This is a genomic window from Erysipelotrichaceae bacterium 66202529, assembly GCA_017161075.1.
Taxonomy (GTDB): domain Bacteria; phylum Bacillota_I; class Bacilli_A; order Erysipelotrichales; family Erysipelotrichaceae; genus Clostridium_AQ.
On the sequence record CP046174.1, the window covers coordinates 2,202,678 to 2,220,559 of the forward strand.

15 protein-coding genes are annotated in these 17,882 nt (G+C 45.9%); 11 read left to right on the top strand and 4 right to left on the bottom strand.

Annotated elements, in window-relative coordinates:
* Positions 1–49: 49 nt before the first annotated feature.
* Genes GKZ87_10455 through rbfA form a run of 6 tightly spaced genes read left to right on the top strand, consistent with a single transcriptional unit; the run spans position 50 to position 5,110 of the window.
* Positions 50–610 (top strand): ribosome maturation factor RimP, encoded by a 561-nt coding sequence (locus GKZ87_10455; GenBank protein QSI27939.1) that lies wholly within the window; start codon positions 50–52, stop codon positions 608–610.
* An 18-nt stretch (positions 611–628) separates the two neighbouring features.
* Complete coding sequence (gene nusA, locus GKZ87_10460) at positions 629–2,311, top strand: transcription termination/antitermination protein NusA (GenBank protein QSI25866.1); 1,683 nt, start codon at positions 629–631, stop codon at positions 2,309–2,311.
* 23 nt (positions 2,312–2,334) lie between these two features.
* A complete protein-coding gene (locus GKZ87_10465) occupies positions 2,335–2,589 on the top strand; it encodes a DUF448 domain-containing protein (GenBank protein ID QSI25867.1) in 255 nt (84 codons plus the stop codon).
* Entirely contained in the window at positions 2,589–2,882 is a 294-nt protein-coding gene (locus tag GKZ87_10470; GenBank protein ID QSI25868.1) for a 50S ribosomal protein L7, read from the top strand. The genes GKZ87_10465 and GKZ87_10470 overlap by 1 nt, the downstream gene beginning before the upstream one ends.
* 8 nt (positions 2,883–2,890) lie before the next feature.
* Positions 2,891–4,756, top strand: coding sequence for a translation initiation factor IF-2 (gene infB / locus GKZ87_10475; GenBank protein ID QSI25869.1), 1,866 nt, complete (start codon positions 2,891–2,893; stop codon positions 4,754–4,756).
* Between the two features lie 15 nt (positions 4,757–4,771).
* The gene (rbfA, locus tag GKZ87_10480; protein ID QSI25870.1) at positions 4,772–5,110 is read left to right on the top strand and encodes a 30S ribosome-binding factor RbfA; all 339 of its coding nucleotides are present in this window, start codon (positions 4,772–4,774) and stop codon (positions 5,108–5,110) included.
* Between the two features lie 575 nt (positions 5,111–5,685).
* Here rbfA and GKZ87_10485 read toward each other — a convergent pair.
* Positions 5,686–6,315: a response regulator gene (locus GKZ87_10485; protein ID QSI25871.1), complete on the bottom strand. Its 630-nt coding sequence runs from the start codon at positions 6,313–6,315 to the stop codon at positions 5,686–5,688.
* On the bottom strand, positions 6,293–7,390 hold the full coding sequence (locus GKZ87_10490; GenBank protein ID QSI25872.1) for a two-component sensor histidine kinase: 1,098 nt from the start codon (positions 7,388–7,390) through the stop codon (positions 6,293–6,295). Before GKZ87_10490 ends, GKZ87_10485 begins: the two co-directional genes overlap by 23 nt.
* Before the next feature lie 162 nt (positions 7,391–7,552).
* Between GKZ87_10490 and GKZ87_10495 the strand changes: the two genes are divergently transcribed.
* The 3 genes from GKZ87_10495 to GKZ87_10505 are packed head-to-tail and all read left to right on the top strand — an operon-like array spanning position 7,553 to position 10,829.
* Positions 7,553–8,485: an ATP-binding cassette domain-containing protein gene (locus GKZ87_10495; protein QSI25873.1), complete on the top strand. Its 933-nt coding sequence runs from the start codon at positions 7,553–7,555 to the stop codon at positions 8,483–8,485.
* A gap of 13 nt (positions 8,486–8,498) precedes the next feature.
* A complete protein-coding gene (locus tag GKZ87_10500) occupies positions 8,499–9,626 on the top strand; it encodes an ABC transporter permease (protein QSI25874.1) in 1,128 nt (375 codons plus the stop codon).
* Positions 9,627–10,829, top strand: coding sequence for an ABC transporter permease (locus tag GKZ87_10505; protein QSI25875.1), 1,203 nt, complete (start codon positions 9,627–9,629; stop codon positions 10,827–10,829). It abuts the gene before it with no gap.
* A 282-nt stretch (positions 10,830–11,111) separates the two neighbouring features.
* Here the strand turns inward: GKZ87_10505 and GKZ87_10510 are convergent, their stop codons facing one another.
* A complete protein-coding gene (locus tag GKZ87_10510; GenBank protein QSI25876.1) occupies positions 11,112–13,475 on the bottom strand; it encodes an HAD-IC family P-type ATPase in 2,364 nt (787 codons plus the stop codon).
* Between the two features lie 261 nt (positions 13,476–13,736).
* Between GKZ87_10510 and GKZ87_10515 the strand changes: the two genes are divergently transcribed.
* On the top strand, positions 13,737–15,290 hold the full coding sequence (locus GKZ87_10515) for an ATP-binding cassette domain-containing protein (protein ID QSI25877.1): 1,554 nt from the start codon (positions 13,737–13,739) through the stop codon (positions 15,288–15,290).
* Positions 15,291–15,440: 150 nt separating this feature from the next.
* On the opposite strand, the gene GKZ87_10520 is transcribed toward GKZ87_10515, so the two are convergent.
* Positions 15,441–17,528 carry a glutamine synthetase type III gene (locus tag GKZ87_10520; protein QSI25878.1) on the bottom strand — a complete coding sequence of 696 codons (2,088 nt, stop codon included), beginning with the start codon at positions 17,526–17,528 and terminating at the stop codon, positions 15,441–15,443.
* A 143-nt stretch (positions 17,529–17,671) separates the two neighbouring features.
* On the opposite strand from GKZ87_10520, the gene GKZ87_10525 reads away from it, so the two are divergent.
* Positions 17,672–17,848, top strand: a complete 177-nt coding sequence (locus GKZ87_10525) for a hypothetical protein (protein ID QSI25879.1) — start codon at positions 17,672–17,674, stop codon at positions 17,846–17,848.
* Positions 17,849–17,882 lie beyond the last annotated feature (34 nt).

Sequence of the window (17,882 nt, forward strand, 5' to 3'; positions counted from 1 at the left end):
GTTAAGGCCGTAATAACGGCTTTTTTTCTGCCTTTTGGAAAAAAGGTTGATGTTTCCTGTGATTCGTGGTATATTATGTACAGATACTTCAACCGGAGTGGGGAAAACCCACTCCTTCATTATGTTTGTAAAGGAGAATGTTATGGATCAAATTGAAAAGCTGAAAAAACTGATCACTCCGCTTGTGGCAGAGGATGGCATTGTACTGTACGATGTTGCCTGGCATACCGAAGGCAAGATGCGCATTCTGCAGGTGTCGATTATGCATAAGGACGGCAGTATGGATATAGATACCTGTGCTGCGCAGTCCGAAAAAATCAGTGCGATGCTGGATGAACTGGATTTGATTTCCAGTGAGTATTTTCTGGAGGTCTGTTCCCCCGGGGCAGAGCGTGAGCTGAAAAGCGAAGACCAGATTATAGATGCCATCGGCGAGTTTGTATATGTGAAACTGAAAAATCCAAAGGCCGGCATGGATGATATCAAGGGTACACTGACGGCTTTTGAAAACCATACGGTATATCTGGATTACATGGCGAAGGCCGTAAAAAAGAAGGCAGAGATTGAGATGGACAACATCACCTTGATCCGCCTGTCTGTGAAAATTTAGAAAGGAAAGATATAAGAAATGAAACTGAAAGATTTTATGGCTGCGATGCAGGCAATTGAAACGGATAGAAAGCTTTCCAAGGAAGTTGTCGTCGATGCCCTGCAGGAAGCACTGGCAAAGGCATTCCGTAAGCATATCGAAATTCCGGATGCGCTGGTACGCGTGGATGTCAACGAGAAGTCCGGTGATATCAAGGTTTATCAGCAGCGTCTGATTGTTGAAAACGTAGAGGATGATGAGCTGGAAATCTCTTTGGAGGACGCAAAGCGCGTCAACCAGGAGTTGGAGCTTGGCGGCGTAGTAGAGGAGGAGGTCAGCATTGCGGACCTTGGCCGTGCTGCTGTCATTCTTGCTAAAAATGTTATGAAGCAGAAAATCCGTGAAGCGGAGAAGCTGGTTGTATATGAGGAATATTGTGATAAGGTGGAGGAAATGGTCATGGGTACCATTGAATCCGTCGAGGAGAAATTCTGTGTTGTCAACATCGGTAAGACACTGGCTCTGATGCCAAAGAATCAGCAGATTCCTAATGAACGCTATCGCGAGGGTGAAATGATCCGCGTGGTCATTACGGAAGTAAACAAGGAAACCAAGGGTGCACAGGTGCTCGTATCCCGTGGGGATGCAACACTGGTAAAGCGTCTGTTTGAAAAAGAGGTTCCGGAGATTTTCCAGGGAATCATCGAAATCAAGGCGATTGCGCGTGAAGCCGGTGAGCGTACGAAAATGGCTGTTTATTCTCACAATGAAAACATCGATCCTATCGGTGCCTGCATTGGGCCAAGAGGACAGCGTGTTCAGGTTATCATCGATGAGCTGGGCGGAGAGAAAATTGACATCTTCGAATGGAGTGAGGATGTAACCGAGCTGATTAAAAATGCATTATCTCCGGCAGAGGTGCTGGCTGTTATTCCAAGTGAAGAACGCAAAGGCGGTCTGCTTGTCGTAGTGCCGGATAACCAGCTGTCACTGGCAATCGGAAAGCGTGGGAAAAATGCACGTCTTGCCGTTAAGCTGACAGGCAATAAAATTGATATCAAGGCGGAAACCGATGTAAATGCGGCAGGTATCAACTGGAAGGAAATCGCAATGAAACAGCGCGAGGAATTCCTGGCTCGCCAGCAGGAGGCAAAAGAGGCTGCACAGATGGAGCGCTTTGAAGAAAACGCACAGCCGCAGGAGGCTGTCAGTCTGGATGATGCAGGCGTAAACTTCCAGGAAGTCGTAACAGAAGAGGAAGTAAGCGAGCCGCAGACAGCTGTAGATGCCGTTGCAGAAGTGGTGGAAGAAATCGACCCTGCACAAGCAGAGGAGGTACAGAGCGAGGAGCCGGAAGAAAGAGAAGAAACTGATCTGGAAAAGGCTGCCCGTATCGCAAGAGAAAAGCAGAAGCAGGAGGGGCTGAACCTGAAGGAAAAACAGGAATATCGCTCCAAGTTTGAAACATTGGCAGATGCATCCGCGAAGCAGGAGGAGAAGGCTGCCGCAAAACCGCGATACAAGAAATATGATAAGCATGAGGAGAAGGATGAACGCCGTAAGCCAACATTCGATCTGAATAAAAAGGATTATGAAATGAAGCCGATTTACTCTGAGGAGGAGCTTGCGGAAATCGAACGCGAACAGCGCGAGATTGAAGAAAACGACTGGATCCATGATGAGATCGACTTCGATGAATACGATAAATATTACGAGGAATAAAACAGTAAGGAGGTAGATGCGACATGAAAAAAATACCGATGCGTAAATGTGTGGCGACCAATGAAAGCCTTCCTAAAAAAGAACTGATCCGTATCGTTCGTACACCTGAGGGTACGGTGGAAATCGATGAAAGCGGAAAGCGCAACGGCCGTGGAGCCTATCTGAAACGCAGTGTGGAAGCCGTGGAGGTTGCGATGAAAAGAAAATCGCTCGTACGTTCTCTGGAATGCGAAATTCCCGATGAGGTCTATGAGAAGCTGAAGGAGATGTTCAGCTGATGAAGGATGCGGCAGGACTGCTGGGACTTGCGGCGCGTGCAAGAAAAACAGCCAGCGGGGAAACTGTCTACGTACAGCTGCGTGCCCGGCATGTTCATCTGCTTATACTGGCAGAGGACATCGGTGACAATGCAAAAAAGAAGCTGAGCGATAAATGCAATTTCTACAAGGTTCCCTGTGTTTACATGGACGGAGCCCTGATGAATATGGCGATCGGTGATCGCAACAGGAAAGCAATCGCAATTCTGGACAAGGGATTTGCAGAGAAGATTGCAGCTTGCTTGAAAGGCTAGGTGATTATATGGCAAGACAACAGCATAGAAGAGGAAATAACAATAATCGGAAGGGGAATAACAACAACCGATCAAGAAACAACAATTCCTTCACACCAAAGAAGGAGCGTGTGGAGGTAAAGGAAATCACATACAGCGGCCCGCTGAGTGTAGGGGATTTGGCAGAAAAGCTGAATCGTAATGCAAGTGAGATTATTAAGCTGCTGTTCATGATGGGAACAATGGTAACGATCAACTCCACACTGGATGATGAAACGATCGAGCTTGTCTGCATGGAGTGGAATGTGGATGTTCATAAGGAAATCATCATCGAAGAAAGTGATTTTGAGGAACAGCTGGAGGAAGAAGAGGACGAGGCGCTTCTGGAAAACCGTCCGCCGGTTGTTACAATCATGGGACACGTTGACCATGGTAAAACTACACTGCTGGATACCATCCGGAAAACCCATGTTACAGAAGGGGAATTCGGTGGTATTACCCAGCATATCGGTGCCTATCAGGTAAACGTCAAGGGCAAGAAGGTTACCTTCCTGGATACGCCGGGGCATGAAGCCTTTACCGCTATGCGTGCCCGGGGTGCCAAGGTTACAGACCTGGTTATTATCGTCGTAGCTGCCGATGACGGTGTTATGCCGCAGACGAAGGAAGCTGTTGACCATGCCAAGGCAGCCGGTGTGCCGGTTATCGTAGCCGTTAATAAAATTGATAAGGCCGGGGCAAACCGTGACCGCATCGTTTCGGAAATGAGTGAGCTTGGACTGATGCCTGAGGAATGGGGCGGTGATACGATTTATGCGGATATCTCTGCAAAATTAGGTACCGGTGTGAGTGATCTGCTGGAAACCATCCTTGTCGTATCCGAGGTTTATAACTTCCGTGCAAATCCAAACAAGCTGGCAACCGGAACAGTAATCGAGGCAAAGCTGGACAAGGGAAGAGGCCCGGTAACCACGCTGCTCGTACAGGGAGGAACCCTGCATACCGGAGATGCTCTCGTTGTTGGTACGGCATTTGGTAAGGTTCGTAAAATGACAGATGATCACGGCCGTGAAATCAAAAAGGCACTGCCTTCCACACCTGTGGAAATTATCGGTCTGAACGATGTACCGATTGCCGGTGATATCTTCAAGGCTTTCGATAATGAAAAGAAGGCACGTCAGATTGCGGAAACGCGTCTGAACAATAAAATTGCTTCCGAGCGCAATGCGACCGGAGCTGCGATGTCTCTGGATGATCTGGCACGCCAGATTGAAGAGGGAGAAGTGCAGGAGGTTAACCTGATTATCAAGGCGGATGTTCAGGGTAGTGCGGAAGCAGTCCGTGCAAGCATGGAAAAAATTGATGTACAGGGAGTACGTGTCAATGTCATCCGCTCCCAGGCAGGAGCCATCACAGAATCTGATATTCTGCTGGCAAGTGCATCTCATGCCGTGATTTACGGCTTCAACGTACGTCCAAATGCACTGGTACGTAAAAAAGCAGAAGAGGAAGGCATTGAAATCCGTCTGCATAACATTATTTATAAGGCATTGGAAGAAATGGAAAATGCCATGAAAGGTATGCTGGCCCCTGTATATGAGGAAGTCGTTATCGGACAGGCAGAAGTACGTCAGATCTACAAGGTTTCCAAGGTCGGAACGATTGCCGGCTGTATGGTTACCGATGGCTGTCTGCGCAAGGAGTGCGGTGTCCGTCTGATCCGTGAAGGCGTGGTCGTTTACACTGGTAAGCTGGGCTCTTTAAAACGTTTCCAGAACGACGCCAAGGAAGTTGCCAGTGGATATGAGTGCGGTCTGACGATTGAAAACTTCAATGATATCAAGGTGGACGATGTGATCGAGGCGTATGAAGATCAGCAGGTTGAGCCAGAATAAGAATAAGGTGATAGCATGACATTAAAGGCTGAAAAAATAGCAGGCATCATTCAGAAGGAAATCTCGGAGATTATCCAGTTTTCTCTGAAGGATCCAAAAATAGGATTCATCACGATTACCGATGTAACGGTGACGAATGATTTATCCATTGCCAAGATTTATGTTTCCTTCCTGGGGCAGAAGCCTAGAGAGGAAGCCGGAATGAAGGCACTGGAACGCAGTAAGGGATATCTGCGCAGCGAGCTTGCCAAGCGGATGACAATCCGCAAGGTACCGGAGCTAATATTCAAGCTGGATGATTCCCTGGAACGCGGTAATAAAATTGAACGCATTATAAGCGAAATCAATAAGTAAGACAAGGAAAAGAAGCCACAGGCATAAAGCTGAGGGCTTCTTTTTCATATACATTGAGGTATATGCACACAAAAGAAAGCTGTTCACATGTGCCTGCTTTCACAGTATGAAAAAAAACAGAGCTTTCTAAATCCATCGTTTAGAGCAAGGGATTTGGAGGTCTCTGTTTTCGTCATACCTGAGCGTGAAGGAAAGCCTTGTGAAGCTACTTATCCATGTGAAGCCCGTTGCTTGTCCATTTCTTTTATATTACAGATGGTCATGATTTCTTAGCTATTTTTATTGACAGCCGCTAAATACGGCGTCTTATTTCATGCCTTTCAGACACTATGCATACTTTGAAACAAACGGCTATTGTACAGCTGCGTGTATACTTCTGAATGCCTTTGCATGATAAATAGCAGATAATGAGTACGAGCATGACATTCACAATTTCTGTATTTAACAATTATTTATTTGCCTACGACACAGTACCAGATAACACAATCTGGTATACAGCCTTAACTGCTCCTATTTGCGCTGTTCCAATCCTGGAAGAGTACAGAATAACCTGCCTGTTTGTGTATATGGCTTCGTTAACTTTTTTGATTTAAGTTTTGATAATAAAAGATAGCCAGCTGGGTACGATCTCGCAGCTGCAGCTTTTCCAGCAGACTGCTAAGGTAATTGCGGACGGTACCTTCACTGAGAAACAGCGTTTGTGCCAGCTCTTTGTTGTTTAAGCCCTTTGCGACAAGCTGAATGAAATGCAGCTCGCGTTCATTCAAATCATAGCATCCTGTTTCATCCGCTACCCCCTGCTTTAGTAAATCGGGAAGCTTTGCGATGATTTCCGTATTAAATACATTTTGCCCCATGTATACAGCCTCGAGAGCAGGGATGATGGAATCGAAGTTCTGCTTTAATATATAGCCCTTTACACCGAGCTTCAGTGCACGTATGATGTATTCATCATCGGAAAAGGTTGTCAGAAACAGAATGCGGGCATCCGGATAGCTGTTAAGAATTTCCTCACTGGCATCCACACCGTTCATTCCCTCCATGCGGATATCCATCAGGAGAACATCCGGCTTCGTTTCTTTATAAAGCGCAACAGCCTCCTGTCCGTTACAGCCGATCCCGGCAATGGTCTGCCCCTGTGCTTCCAATATTGTTTTCAAAGAGCTGCATACAAGTCTGTCATCATCTACGATCAATATTCTCATGCTTTATGTCCTCCTTTGGAAGGGTGATGTAAATTTGAAACCCCTGTGTCTGTGTTATATTCAAATATCCATGCATATCCTCTACACGCTCCCGCATATTGTTTAGCCCAATGCCCTTCGCAGACAAGGGGATACTGCTTTGCCTTGTACCATTATCTGCAAGTATCAGCTGGTAAAAGGCCGGCTGTTCCCTCAGGGTGATCGCATACAGTGTCGCATTGGAATGCTTCATTGTATTGTTCATACTTTCTTTCACAATGGCTAAAATGTGATAGATTGTCTGCTGTGTCAAAGGATGCAGCACATCGTATTCCAGGGTGGCCTTACAGAAGGTATATTCCTTTAACAGCCGTTCCAGTGTCAGATGCAGGTCAACCGCATCATCATGCAAATCATGGACGCTGTTGCGGACATTATCCATTCCCTGAGAAAGGGTATCTCTGAGATTTTGCAGTGGCTCCTTCAGCATTTCATCCTTCTGAATCGCCTGTATGGCTCCGATCTGCAGCAGAGAGCTGCTCAGCAAATGTCCGACATGATCGTGAATTTCTCTGGCAATGCGGTTTCGCTCATCCAGAATTGCGATGCGGATTTCCTGTTCCTGCTGGATCAGTAGATTTCTGTTTTTATTAGATAGCATATCCGCAAGCTCCTTGGTGGTATCCCGCTGCCGGATGAAGGACAGCTTTATTTCCTCATTGTCCTCCCATTGCTGGCGAAGCAGTACGGCAAACAAAGAGAATACGGCAGTGATGCTGCAAAGAAACAGAGTCTCCATTCGCAGATGAAACAGCAGCGGAAGAAAAAACAGGAGACCTTTTATAGAAAAATGCTGCCGGCTGACACAATAGAGCAGCAGCGGCAAATAGCATAAAAAGCTCTGCTGCATAGCAGCCAATACACCAAACAGCACATAGACATACAGCATATAGCTGTGCCGCATGAACAGATAGGAGAGGGATGCCAAGATGATAGCTGCCAGAAGTGCCAGCAGCCGGTACAGCTGGATGTCATAAAAAAAGCTGAAGGAACAGCCGATGCATAGAAATAACAGATAATTAACAAGCTGCTTCATGGCCTCTCCTCCTTTTTCCATTCTTATTTTACCATTGTTTTCGGTTTGTTACAATTTGTCATGTGCGAATATGACATCTGTCACATCGGATTGTGAACATATACACTACCGCGGACAGCTTGCTTCTTCTATAATAAAGGTAACAAAAGAGGAGGTATCATCATGATTATTGAGGTAAACAATCTGGTGAAGAGATACAAGGAGCTGATTGCACTGGATCATTTTCAACTGGAGGTTGAGCAGGGAGAAATTCTTGGTCTGTTAGGGCCAAACGGAAGCGGTAAGACAACGGCAATCAACTGTATACTCTCGCTGCTGAAATATGATAAGGGAGAAATCCGTATATTTGGAAAGCAAATGAAGGCGGATAGCTATGACCTGAAGCAGCAGATCGGTGTAGTGCCGCAAAATGTCGCGGTATTTCATGAATTGAGCGTTGAGGATAACATCGATTATTTCTGCGGTCTGTATGTATCGGATAAAGCAAAACGCAAAACGCTGGTAGAGGAGGCAATCCGTTTTGTTTCTCTGGAGGATTTTCGTAAGTTTCGTCCCGGCAAGCTGAGCGGCGGTCTGCTGAGACGGTTAAATATCGCCTGTGGGATTGCCCATCAGCCAAAGCTGATTTTTATGGATGAGCCGACGGTGGCGGTCGATCCGCAAAGCCGTAATGCAATTCTGGAGGGAATCCGCCGATTAAATGCACAGGGGGCAACCATCGTGTATACGTCGCATTATATGGAGGAGGTAGAGGAAATCTGCAGCCGTATCATAATCCTTGATAAAGGTAAGACCATTGCGGCAGGCTCCAAGGAGGAGCTGAAGGCCGGCATTATGATGAAGGAAAAAATCGAGGTTGAACAGGTACATCTGCAGGAGGCGCAGGTAAAGGATATTCAGGATATTGCCAATGTGTTTGCTGTTCAGTATAACGCCAATGTCCTGCAGGTCAAATTCACAGAGGGAAAACGAAATCTTGCGAATCTGCTGGATTACTTTACTGAGGAGAACATCACCTATGGTAAGGTGTATTCCCAACAGCCGACATTGAATGACGTATTCCTGGAAATCACAGGCAAGCAGCTACGGGATTAAAGGAGGAATGAATATGCTGCATTTATTAAAATACAGGTTCCGCCTGATGCTGCGAAACAAGGTGCTCCTGTTCTGGACGCTCTTGTTCCCCATGCTGCTGACAACCTTCTTTGGAATGGTGCTGAAGGATGCCTATACTGTCGATACCTTTCAGACTGTACCGATTGCGGTTGTGGAGCAGGGGAATCTGCGTGATGTAAAAAGTGTTTTAAAGGAAGTAAAGCAAAAGGATACGCCTTTGTTCGATGTCAGCTATACAACAGAAAAGCAGGCAAAGCAGCTGTTGAAGGATAATAAGGTAAGCGCAGTTGTGAGTATGCAGGATCCGATTCAGATTACAATCAATCAAAACGGGTTAAATCAGACGATTACCAAAACCTTCTTTGATGAATACGCACAAAAGACCAGTCTGATTGAGGAAGCGATGAAGCTGCATCCGGATGGCTCTGCCCTAAAGACACTGTTTCCACAGACGGCTTCCCACGTGGAGGATGCAGAGGTGGATCATACGGATATTTCGGCCGTATTCTTCTATACCGTGCTTGCGATGAATGCGATGTTTGGGGGCTACTGGGCAATCAATTCCATGTATGAGCTGCAGGCGAACCAAAGCGAGCGTGCGGCAAGAGTCTCTGTTTCACCAATGCATAAGGGAAAGGCTCTGCTTGCGGATTTCCTGATTGATATCGGTATGCAGCTGCTGTTTCTGATGATACAATTCTCATATATGTATTTCATACTGGATGTATCCTTCGGTGCACAGCTTGGCTATGTTTTCCTCATGATGGTCATGGGGGCATTCGCCGGAAATGCCTTTGGAATCCTGCTTGGCAGTATCAGCTCCAAAATACCGCCGGATGGAAAGACAGGAATCATGACAGCAGTTACCCTGATCTGCAGTGCACTGGCTGGCATGATGATGGTTCAAATGAAATACTATGTACAGGAATATGCGCCTGTTCTGGCCTATATCAATCCTGTGAATATGATAACTGACGGCTTGTATTCTCTGTATTATTACGGTATCGGTGAGCGCTATTATCTCAATCTTGCACTGCTTGCGGCATTTACAATAATCTGTTACCTAATCAGCTTCCGCGCATTGAGCAGAAAAAGCTATGACAGTCTGGGGGTGCGTTAAATGAGCGTATTTAAGGTATATTATAAAATCATGAAGTCTCACTGGCTCACGCTGGCAATCTATCTTTCCATATTCTTTACCATATTTATTGCCTTTGGAGTTGCCGCAACACAGCGCAGTGATATCAAAATGTATGAGGGCGCAAAGCCCAGTATCGCTTTCGTGGATAAAGACCACAGTGAGCTTAGTGCATATTTGAAATCCTATCTCAATACCCAGACGAACATCAAGCACGATGATGTAGCCTATAGCGAGGCACAGGATGCCTTGTTCTATGGGGATATATCTGCGATTATTACAATACCGAAGGGCTTTGCACAGGACTACGCATCGGATAAAGCAGCGATAACGATGCAGCAGCGGCCGGATGATATGAACGGTGTTCTGCTTCAGCAGATGATTGATAAGTATCTGGATACAATGCATTCCTATGCAGCACTGTATCCAAAGGAATCGGTGGCAGACCTGCATGCGATGGTACAAAAAAATCTGGATACAGTCGCCGAGGTAACGATGTCGGATTCCAAGGAAATCGCAACCTCCACCATGCTGCGTGGCTCCTACTTTAATTATGCGTCTTATATTATGCTTGTTGTCAGCATTCTCCTCATTGGCTTGACGATGCATTCCATTTTCAATCAGGAAATCATGAAGCGCAATCTGGTGGCACCTGTTTCTCAGAACCGTATGAATTTGAAGCTTGTATTCTGTAACCTGTCTGTTGGTATCGCCTTATGGGGCGTCATGATGCTGATGATTCTGGGAGCTGCACGGGAGTCCATGCTGTCCATAGGTGGAGTACTGGAAATGATAAACGCATTTGTCTTTATGCTGATGTGTGTTGCCATGTCCTTTATGTTCTGTGTGATTTCTACGAAAAGCAGACATCCAGATGACATGCTGAATGGAATCAGCAACATTGTCGGTCTTGGCTCCAGCTTCCTATGCGGTGCCTTTGTTCCTCTGGATATGATTGGAGAAAATATTCTTGTGATATCCAGATTTCTGCCTAGCTACTGGTATGTAAAGCTGAACGATGCACTGACTTCAGCAGTCCATGTCACAGATTCTTTGTTTAAGGAGGCCCTGATGACCTATGGCATCCTTCTGCTGTATGCTGCCGCCTTCCTGTGCATTGCGCTTGTCATAATGAAAAGCCGCCGCACACAGGATGTGCTGGAGGATACAAGTATACAACAATAAAAAAAGAGAAGACAGCGAATCTTCCTAACCCTAGAGTACAAATAGAAATAATAAAAAGGAACAGTGAAATTCTTATTAGAATGAAGGAGCTTAAGTACCAGGGAAAAGAGTTTGATAGTAACGAGAAAAATGAAATATGAGTAAACAAAAGGGAGTGGAAAGGTGTGTTATGCCAATCAGCTCCCTTTTATAATTTAGGAATTTCATTTCTACTTTCTATATTTACAAACGCATTGATTTTCCATAAGCATCCAATCATGCAGTACCTTTTTTTTGCGTTAACTATTTTCCAACCTTAATCAGCCGTTCCTTCAGCTTGAAGCGGTTGCCGAAGCGGTAGAAGAAATCCATAACGAACGGTATCGCAGCCATACCGGCACCGGTCAAGACAAATTGCATATAGCTTAGTCGTACCAATGAGAAGATGCCTGGTAAAAAGACGATACATGTGACAAACAATGCGGTCATGATGGTAAAAATCAGAAACCGCTTTTTGGTAAACGGTGTACATACGCGATACAGGACAATCAACGAGCTGGTACCTGTAAGCAGCACGCACATGGTAGACATAGCAGCCGGTGTTATTTTGAAAAACAGCGAAGCGATGTTGACATATAGAATACTGAGCACAACACACAATGCACCCGGCAGGGCACGGCCCAATACATTGATCAAAAAGTTCCCCTCCACACGGGCATGATTTGCTTCCAGTGCCAGGAAGAAGGAGGGAATTCCAATCGTACAGGAGGATATGAGTGTCAGCTGAATTGGTTCAAATGGATAACGGCTCATAAAGAAAAGCGTCAGAATACTCAGGATGGTAGAAAAGGTTGTCTTCACCAGAAACAGGGAAGCGGCACGCTGAATATTGTTAATAACTCTTCGTCCCTCATCCACGATATGCGGCATATTTGCAAAATTGTTATCCAGTAAGACCAGATTGGCGATATTCTTGGCAGCTTCACTTCCTTCCGCAACCGAAATACTGCAATCTGCTTCCTTTAACGCCATGCCATCGTTGACCCCATCGCCGATCATTGCCGTAATATGCCCCTGTTCCTTTAACGCGCGGATCATGAGCTTTTTCTGCATAGGGGAAACGCGCCCGAATACCGTATAGGCTTTTACTGCCTCCGGAATGTCCTCATCCTGCAAGGTACTGGCATCCACATACCGCTCATAGTTTTTCAAATTCGCCTTGTGCGCGATTTCATGAACCGTGCGGGGATCATCTCCGCTGATGATTTTAACATCGACTCCCTGTGACAAAAAGTAATCCAGCGTCTTTGGAGCTTCCTTGCGGATGGGATCACTGAGCAGGATCAGGGCCAGAATGGTATTGTCTGTGGATGGAGCATCCGTTAACATTTCATCACTGTGTGCCAGAACCAGCACACGGTTTCCCAGGCTTGCCTGTTTTTCAATCATGCTTTGCAGCTTAGGATTTTCACTTCCGTTCACAAATTCATAAGCTCCCATGATATAGGTTCCCTTATTTGCAAAGCTGACAGCACTCAGCTTTCGCGCACTGGAGAAGGGCAGGGTATGTACAACCAAAAATGCTTCATATTCCTCAGGTGTATACTTGCGGATTGCCTGTGCGGTTGCATTATCGTCCTGTAAAGCGTCCATCATATTTGCCAGAATCAGCAGGGTATCCTCTTTATTACCAGAAATAGGCAGAATGCTTTCCACCTGCATATTGCCCTCGGTGATCGTCCCGGTCTTATCCAGACACAGGGTATCCACTCTTGCCAGTGTTTCAATACAGTACAGCTCCTGTACAAGCGTTTTTCGTTTAGCCAGATTGATAGAGCCGACTGCCAGTGCAACACTAGTTAATAAAACAAGTCCCTCCGGAATCATGCCCAGCAGTGCCGCTACCGTAGATACGATGGCCTGGGGAAGGGTGCTTTCGGTGAGGAAAAACTGTTTGGAAAACAGAAGGATACCAACTGGAATGATAATGATACCGATCGTTTTTATGATAAAGTTAATAGAATCGCGCAGCTGTGATTTGTGCTTTTTAAAGGTTTTCGCATCCTTCATAATTGTAGCAGCATAATTATCCTTGCCAACATGCTGTACCTGTACCTTTGCCTGACCACTAACGACAAAGCTTCCGGAATACAGGGTGTCATGTCTGCGCTTCACAATGATATCGGATTCCCCGGTAACCAGGGATTCATTGACCTCCAGACGTCCCTCTACAACGATGGCATCCGCACATACCTGAGAGCCGCTGGTAAGACATATAATATCATCCAGAACAATATCATCCATATGCAGCTCGGTAACGTTTCCATTTCGCAATACGTTCAGATAGGGCTGGGTGATCAGAGACAGCTTATCCAGAACACGCTTTGCCCGGATTTCCTGAAAGATACCGATAATCAGATTGGAAAGCACAACGCCCAGAAACAGCAGATTCTTAAAGGAGCCGATAAAGATAATCAGCCCTGCCAGAATGGCATTGATTAAATTAAACAGGGTAAATACGTTATCCCTGAATATTTCCTCATAGCTTTTAGTAATGCGTTCCTCCTGCGTATTGACACAGCCTGCATCCATACGCTCCTGAACCTGAGCATCGCTCAGACCCTGTGCAGGATCGATCCATTCTTGTAAGTCGTCCTTGTTGTGCATGAAATCACCTCGTATATGTATATTATAGCAAATCCTTTTAACTTTGGGCCTTACGCTTTTGTAATTTTCTCTTATTCTTTCTTAAATATTTCTAAACATCTTTCCTTAGTATATGAAGAAGGACATAAATTATGTAGCCCTGTTTAGTAAAGCCTGCAATCCCTATTTGACAGCTATTTTACATAATGGATTGAACAGGATATGTTTACAGCAGCTTTCTTAGCATGGTATACTTGTCAGGTAGAAATTGTGGAGGTAGGTATGAGTATTGTTACGGTAGAAAACGTTTCACACAGCTTCGGCGGAAGACAGATTCTGGAAAATGTATCCTTTCGTCTGCTGAGTGGGGAGCATGTTGGTCTAGTCGGGGCCAACGGGGAAGGGAAATCCACCTTTCTGAATATACTGACAGGTAAGCTGGTACCAGAGGAGGGACGCGTATCCTGGTGCCGCAGAATTACACGTGGCTATCTGGATCAGCACACGGTTCTGGAAAAGGGAAAGTCGATCCGCGAGGTATTGCAGGATGCTTTTTCACATCTGTTTGATCTGGAGGCGGAAATGCTGCAGAAATATGAGGAAATGGGGGATTGCAGTGAAGACCGCATGAATGAGCTGCTGCAGGATGTCGGTGAGATTCAGGATATTCTGGAGCACGGCGGCTTTTATATGATCGATGCCAAAATCCAGGAGGTGGCGCAGGGGCTTGGTCTGATGGACATCGGATTGGAAAAGGATGTCACGATGCTGAGCGGCGGACAGCGTTCCAAGGTGCTGCTGTGCAAGCTGCTGCTGGAAAATCCGATGATTCTGATTCTGGATGAGCCTACCAACTATCTGGACGAGGGACACATTGCATGGCTAAAGAGCTTTCTGACATCCTATGAGCATGCCTTCATTCTGGTATCACATGATATTGCATTTTTAAACAGTGTTGTCAACATCATTTATCATGTTGAAAACTGCGAGCTGACACGCTATGTCGGAGATTACGATTATTTCCTGGAGCAGCATGCATTGAAGAAACGCCAGATAGAGGCTGCTTATGAAAAGCAGCAGAAGGAAATTGCCAATCTGGAGGATTTCATCGCCCGCAACAAGGCGCGAGTCGCTACCCGGAATATGGCGCATTCCCGTCAGAAAAAGCTGGATAAGATGGAACGGATCGAAAAGGTTAAGGAGAAGGTGAAGCCGAGCTTTTCCTTTCTTTCAGACCGTGCACCGGGCCGTGTGATTTTTGATGCGCAGGAGCTGGTGATCGGATATGATGAGCCGCTGACGAAACCGATACGGCTTGAATTGGAGCGAAATGCCCGCGTGGCGATAAAGGGTGTTAACGGATTAGGAAAAACAACCCTGCTGAAAACACTGATGGGGATGCTGCCGGGTGTCAGCGGGCAGGTAGAGGTTGATCCTTATGCAACGATTGGGTTCTTTGAGCAGGAGGAAGCAGGTGATACACAGAGTGCGCTGGATTATTTCTGGAAAGAGTATCCGGCACTGACAAATGGAGAGGTGCGCTCAGCGCTGGCAAAGTGCGGTTTGACAACCGATCACATCGAATCGGGCATGTGTGTACTATCCGGTGGAGAGCAGGCAAAGGTACGCTTGTGTGTGCTTATGAACCGCAAGCATAATGTGCTGGTACTGGATGAGCCGACCAACCATCTGGATGTAGATGCAAAGGAGGAGCTGAAGCGGGCTCTGAAGGCATATAAGGGGACGATTCTCCTTGTTTCCCATGACCCGGACTTCTATGGTGAAATCGTGGATGAGGTTTGGAATCTGGAGGAATGGACAACCAAAATTTTATAATATAAATGAAGAACCTGCTAATATAGTGTAGGTGATAGTAAAGAGCCTGCCGCATTGACAGGCTCTTTTTTAGGAGCAGATCGTTATTATTCAATGATTGAGAGGCTGCCGCTCTAAGGAAAGGTGGCGGTAACCTATAGGATAGAGCAATCAGAAGCTGTACAGCAAATCACCATAGGTTGGATACGGCCAGTAGGCTTTTGCTACTATGCATTCCAGCTTGTCCGCAGCCTTGCGTAGCTGAGCCATCGCCGGAAGTATTTCATCCCGGTTAAAGTCTGCCATTTTTTGTGAGTCCTGTATGGTATGGATGGCTTCGATCTTCTCGTCCAGCGTGTGATAGCCTTTGATCAGCTCGCTTGTATATTCGGATAATTCCCTGATCAGCTGTTCCTCACCACTTGTATCCAGCTCGGCACAGACTGCCTTTTTTTGCAGAACGGCATCACTGATATCCTTTGTATATCGCATTACAGCTGGTAAAATCTGTGTTTTTGCCAAGCGGGACATCGTCTGTGATTCAATGCTGATAACCTGATTGTAATTGGAAAGACCAATTTCATAGCGGGCCTGAATTTCCACGCGGGTGTATACTTTGTGCTTTTCAAACAGCGCAATATTTTTTTCTTTGATATAGCAGGGGAGAGCATCTGCCGTGGTACGCAGATTGAGCAATCCTCTGTGCTGTGCTTCCTTTACCCATTCCTGTGTATAGCCGTCACCGTTGAAAATGATACGCTTATGCTCATGAATGGTCTGCTTAATCAGGGTATGCAGTGCGCTGTTGAAATCAGAAGTTGCCTCCAGCTTATCTGCGAACTGGCATAATTCCTCTGCAACAGCAGTATTTAGCATGACATTCGTACAGGCGATATCCTTGGCACTTCCCAGCATGCGGAATTCAAATTTATTACCGGTAAAGGCAAATGGGGAGGTGCGGTTTCGATCCGTTGTATCCTGTTTGAATTTCGGCAGGGTATGGATACCGATTTTCATGGTTTCCTGCTTTCGTTCATCGTAAGGGGTACCCTGTTCAATAGCTTCCAAGATGGCATTTAATTCATCTCCCAGGAATACAGAGAGAATGGCCGGCGGTGCTTCATTCGCTCCCAAACGATGATCATTCCCGGCACTGGATACCGAAATCCTCAACAGATCCTGATATTCATCCACTGCCTTGATTACCGCACACAGGAATAAAAGAAACTGTGCATTTTCAGACGGTGTTTTCCCGGGTGCCAGAAGATTCATACCGGAATCGGTGGCAATCGACCAGTTGTTATGCTTTCCGCTGCCATTTACACCGTCAAACGGCTTCTCATGCAGCAGACACGCAAAGCCGTGCTTACTGGCTGTCTTTTTTAGAATTTCCATTGTTAGCTGGTTGTGGTCTGCGGCAACATTGACTAGGGAAAAGATAGGTGCCAGCTCGTGCTGTGCGGGCGCCACCTCATTGTGCTGTGTTTTTGCCAGTACACCAAGCTTCCATAATTCCTCATTGAGATCCTTCATAAACGCAAGCACACGAGGCTTTACCACACCGAAGTAATGATCATCCAGCTCCTGTGTTTTCGCGGGCTTATTGCCAAACAGTGTACGTCCGGTATACACCAGATCCTTGCGCTTGAAATACAGCTCACGTTCAATTAAAAAATATTCCTGTTCCGGCCCGACGGTGGTATTTACACGGTGCACATCATGGCCAAACAGCTTTAAAACACGGCGTGCCTGACGGTCAATCACTTCCTGGGATTTTAAAAGCGGTGTTTTCTTATCCAGAGATTCTCCGTTATAGGAACAGAATATCGTTGGAATGCACAGGACGCCGTCCTTGATAAAAGCAAAGCTGGTAGGATCCCAGGCTGTATAGCCCCGTGCCTCAAAGGTGGCACGCAGACCTCCGCTTGGGAAGCTGGATGCATCCGGTTCCCCCTGAATCAGCTCCTTACCGCTGAATTCCATAATCACACGGGCATCCTTATTCGGAGATATAAAAGCCTCATGCTTTTCTGCTGTAATGCCGGTCATTGGCTGAAACCAGTGTGTGTAGTGGGTGGCACCCTTCAACAGGGCCCAGTCCTTCATGGAATTCGCAATGACATCTGCACATTCCGGTGACAGGCTTTTATTGTCATACAGGCATTGGTGATATTCCTTGTAGGTTGCCTTCGGCAGCTTTTCCTTCATGGTGAAATCATCAAATACCATAGAGCCGAAGTAGTCAGATACGTTATTCATACAAGTCCTCCTTTTCATACAAAACAAAAGAAAAAGGCACCGCGGGAAATGTTCCTGCAGCGCCTTTGCTGTCTGTATGCAAGTAGTATATGCGCTGACTTTTGATTTGTCAATGGAAAAATGAAAAAAATGGTTGACACAAAATGAAAAAACATTCAAAATGTAAAAATATTCAAAGACATTATAAAAAAATACCCAAAAGCAAACGAAATTTTTCTGAAATAAAAACACCTTCAGAAGCAGCGATCGCAGAATCCGTTTTGCACACAACCACAAAGAATGAAGCAAGGGAAAGCAGCTGTTTGAAAATAGTTTCTTGAAAATAATGTAAAAAAACAGGAAAGCTCTTGACGA

Bases quoted from the DNA above. Each gene is read 5' to 3' on its own strand.
- GKZ87_10455 (QSI27939.1), top strand. From the start codon at position 50: ATGTTTCCTGTGATTCGTGGTATATTATGTACAGATACTTCAACCGGA.
- nusA (QSI25866.1), top strand. From the start codon at position 629: ATGAAACTGAAAGATTTTATGGCTGCGATGCAGGCAATTGAAACGGAT.
- GKZ87_10465 (QSI25867.1), top strand. From the start codon at position 2,335: ATGAAAAAAATACCGATGCGTAAATGTGTGGCGACCAATGAAAGCCTT.
- GKZ87_10470 (QSI25868.1), top strand. From the start codon at position 2,589: ATGAAGGATGCGGCAGGACTGCTGGGACTTGCGGCGCGTGCAAGAAAA.
- infB (QSI25869.1), top strand. From the start codon at position 2,891: ATGGCAAGACAACAGCATAGAAGAGGAAATAACAATAATCGGAAGGGG.
- rbfA (QSI25870.1), top strand. From the start codon at position 4,772: ATGACATTAAAGGCTGAAAAAATAGCAGGCATCATTCAGAAGGAAATC.
- GKZ87_10485 (QSI25871.1), bottom strand. From the start codon at position 6,315: ATGAGAATATTGATCGTAGATGATGACAGACTTGTATGCAGCTCTTTG.
- GKZ87_10490 (QSI25872.1), bottom strand. From the start codon at position 7,390: ATGAAGCAGCTTGTTAATTATCTGTTATTTCTATGCATCGGCTGTTCC.
- GKZ87_10495 (QSI25873.1), top strand. From the start codon at position 7,553: ATGATTATTGAGGTAAACAATCTGGTGAAGAGATACAAGGAGCTGATT.
- GKZ87_10500 (QSI25874.1), top strand. From the start codon at position 8,499: ATGCTGCATTTATTAAAATACAGGTTCCGCCTGATGCTGCGAAACAAG.
- GKZ87_10505 (QSI25875.1), top strand. From the start codon at position 9,627: ATGAGCGTATTTAAGGTATATTATAAAATCATGAAGTCTCACTGGCTC.
- GKZ87_10510 (QSI25876.1), bottom strand. From the start codon at position 13,475: ATGCACAACAAGGACGACTTACAAGAATGGATCGATCCTGCACAGGGT.
- GKZ87_10515 (QSI25877.1), top strand. From the start codon at position 13,737: ATGAGTATTGTTACGGTAGAAAACGTTTCACACAGCTTCGGCGGAAGA.
- GKZ87_10520 (QSI25878.1), bottom strand. From the start codon at position 17,528: ATGAATAACGTATCTGACTACTTCGGCTCTATGGTATTTGATGATTTC.
- GKZ87_10525 (QSI25879.1), top strand. From the start codon at position 17,672: ATGAAAAAACATTCAAAATGTAAAAATATTCAAAGACATTATAAAAAA.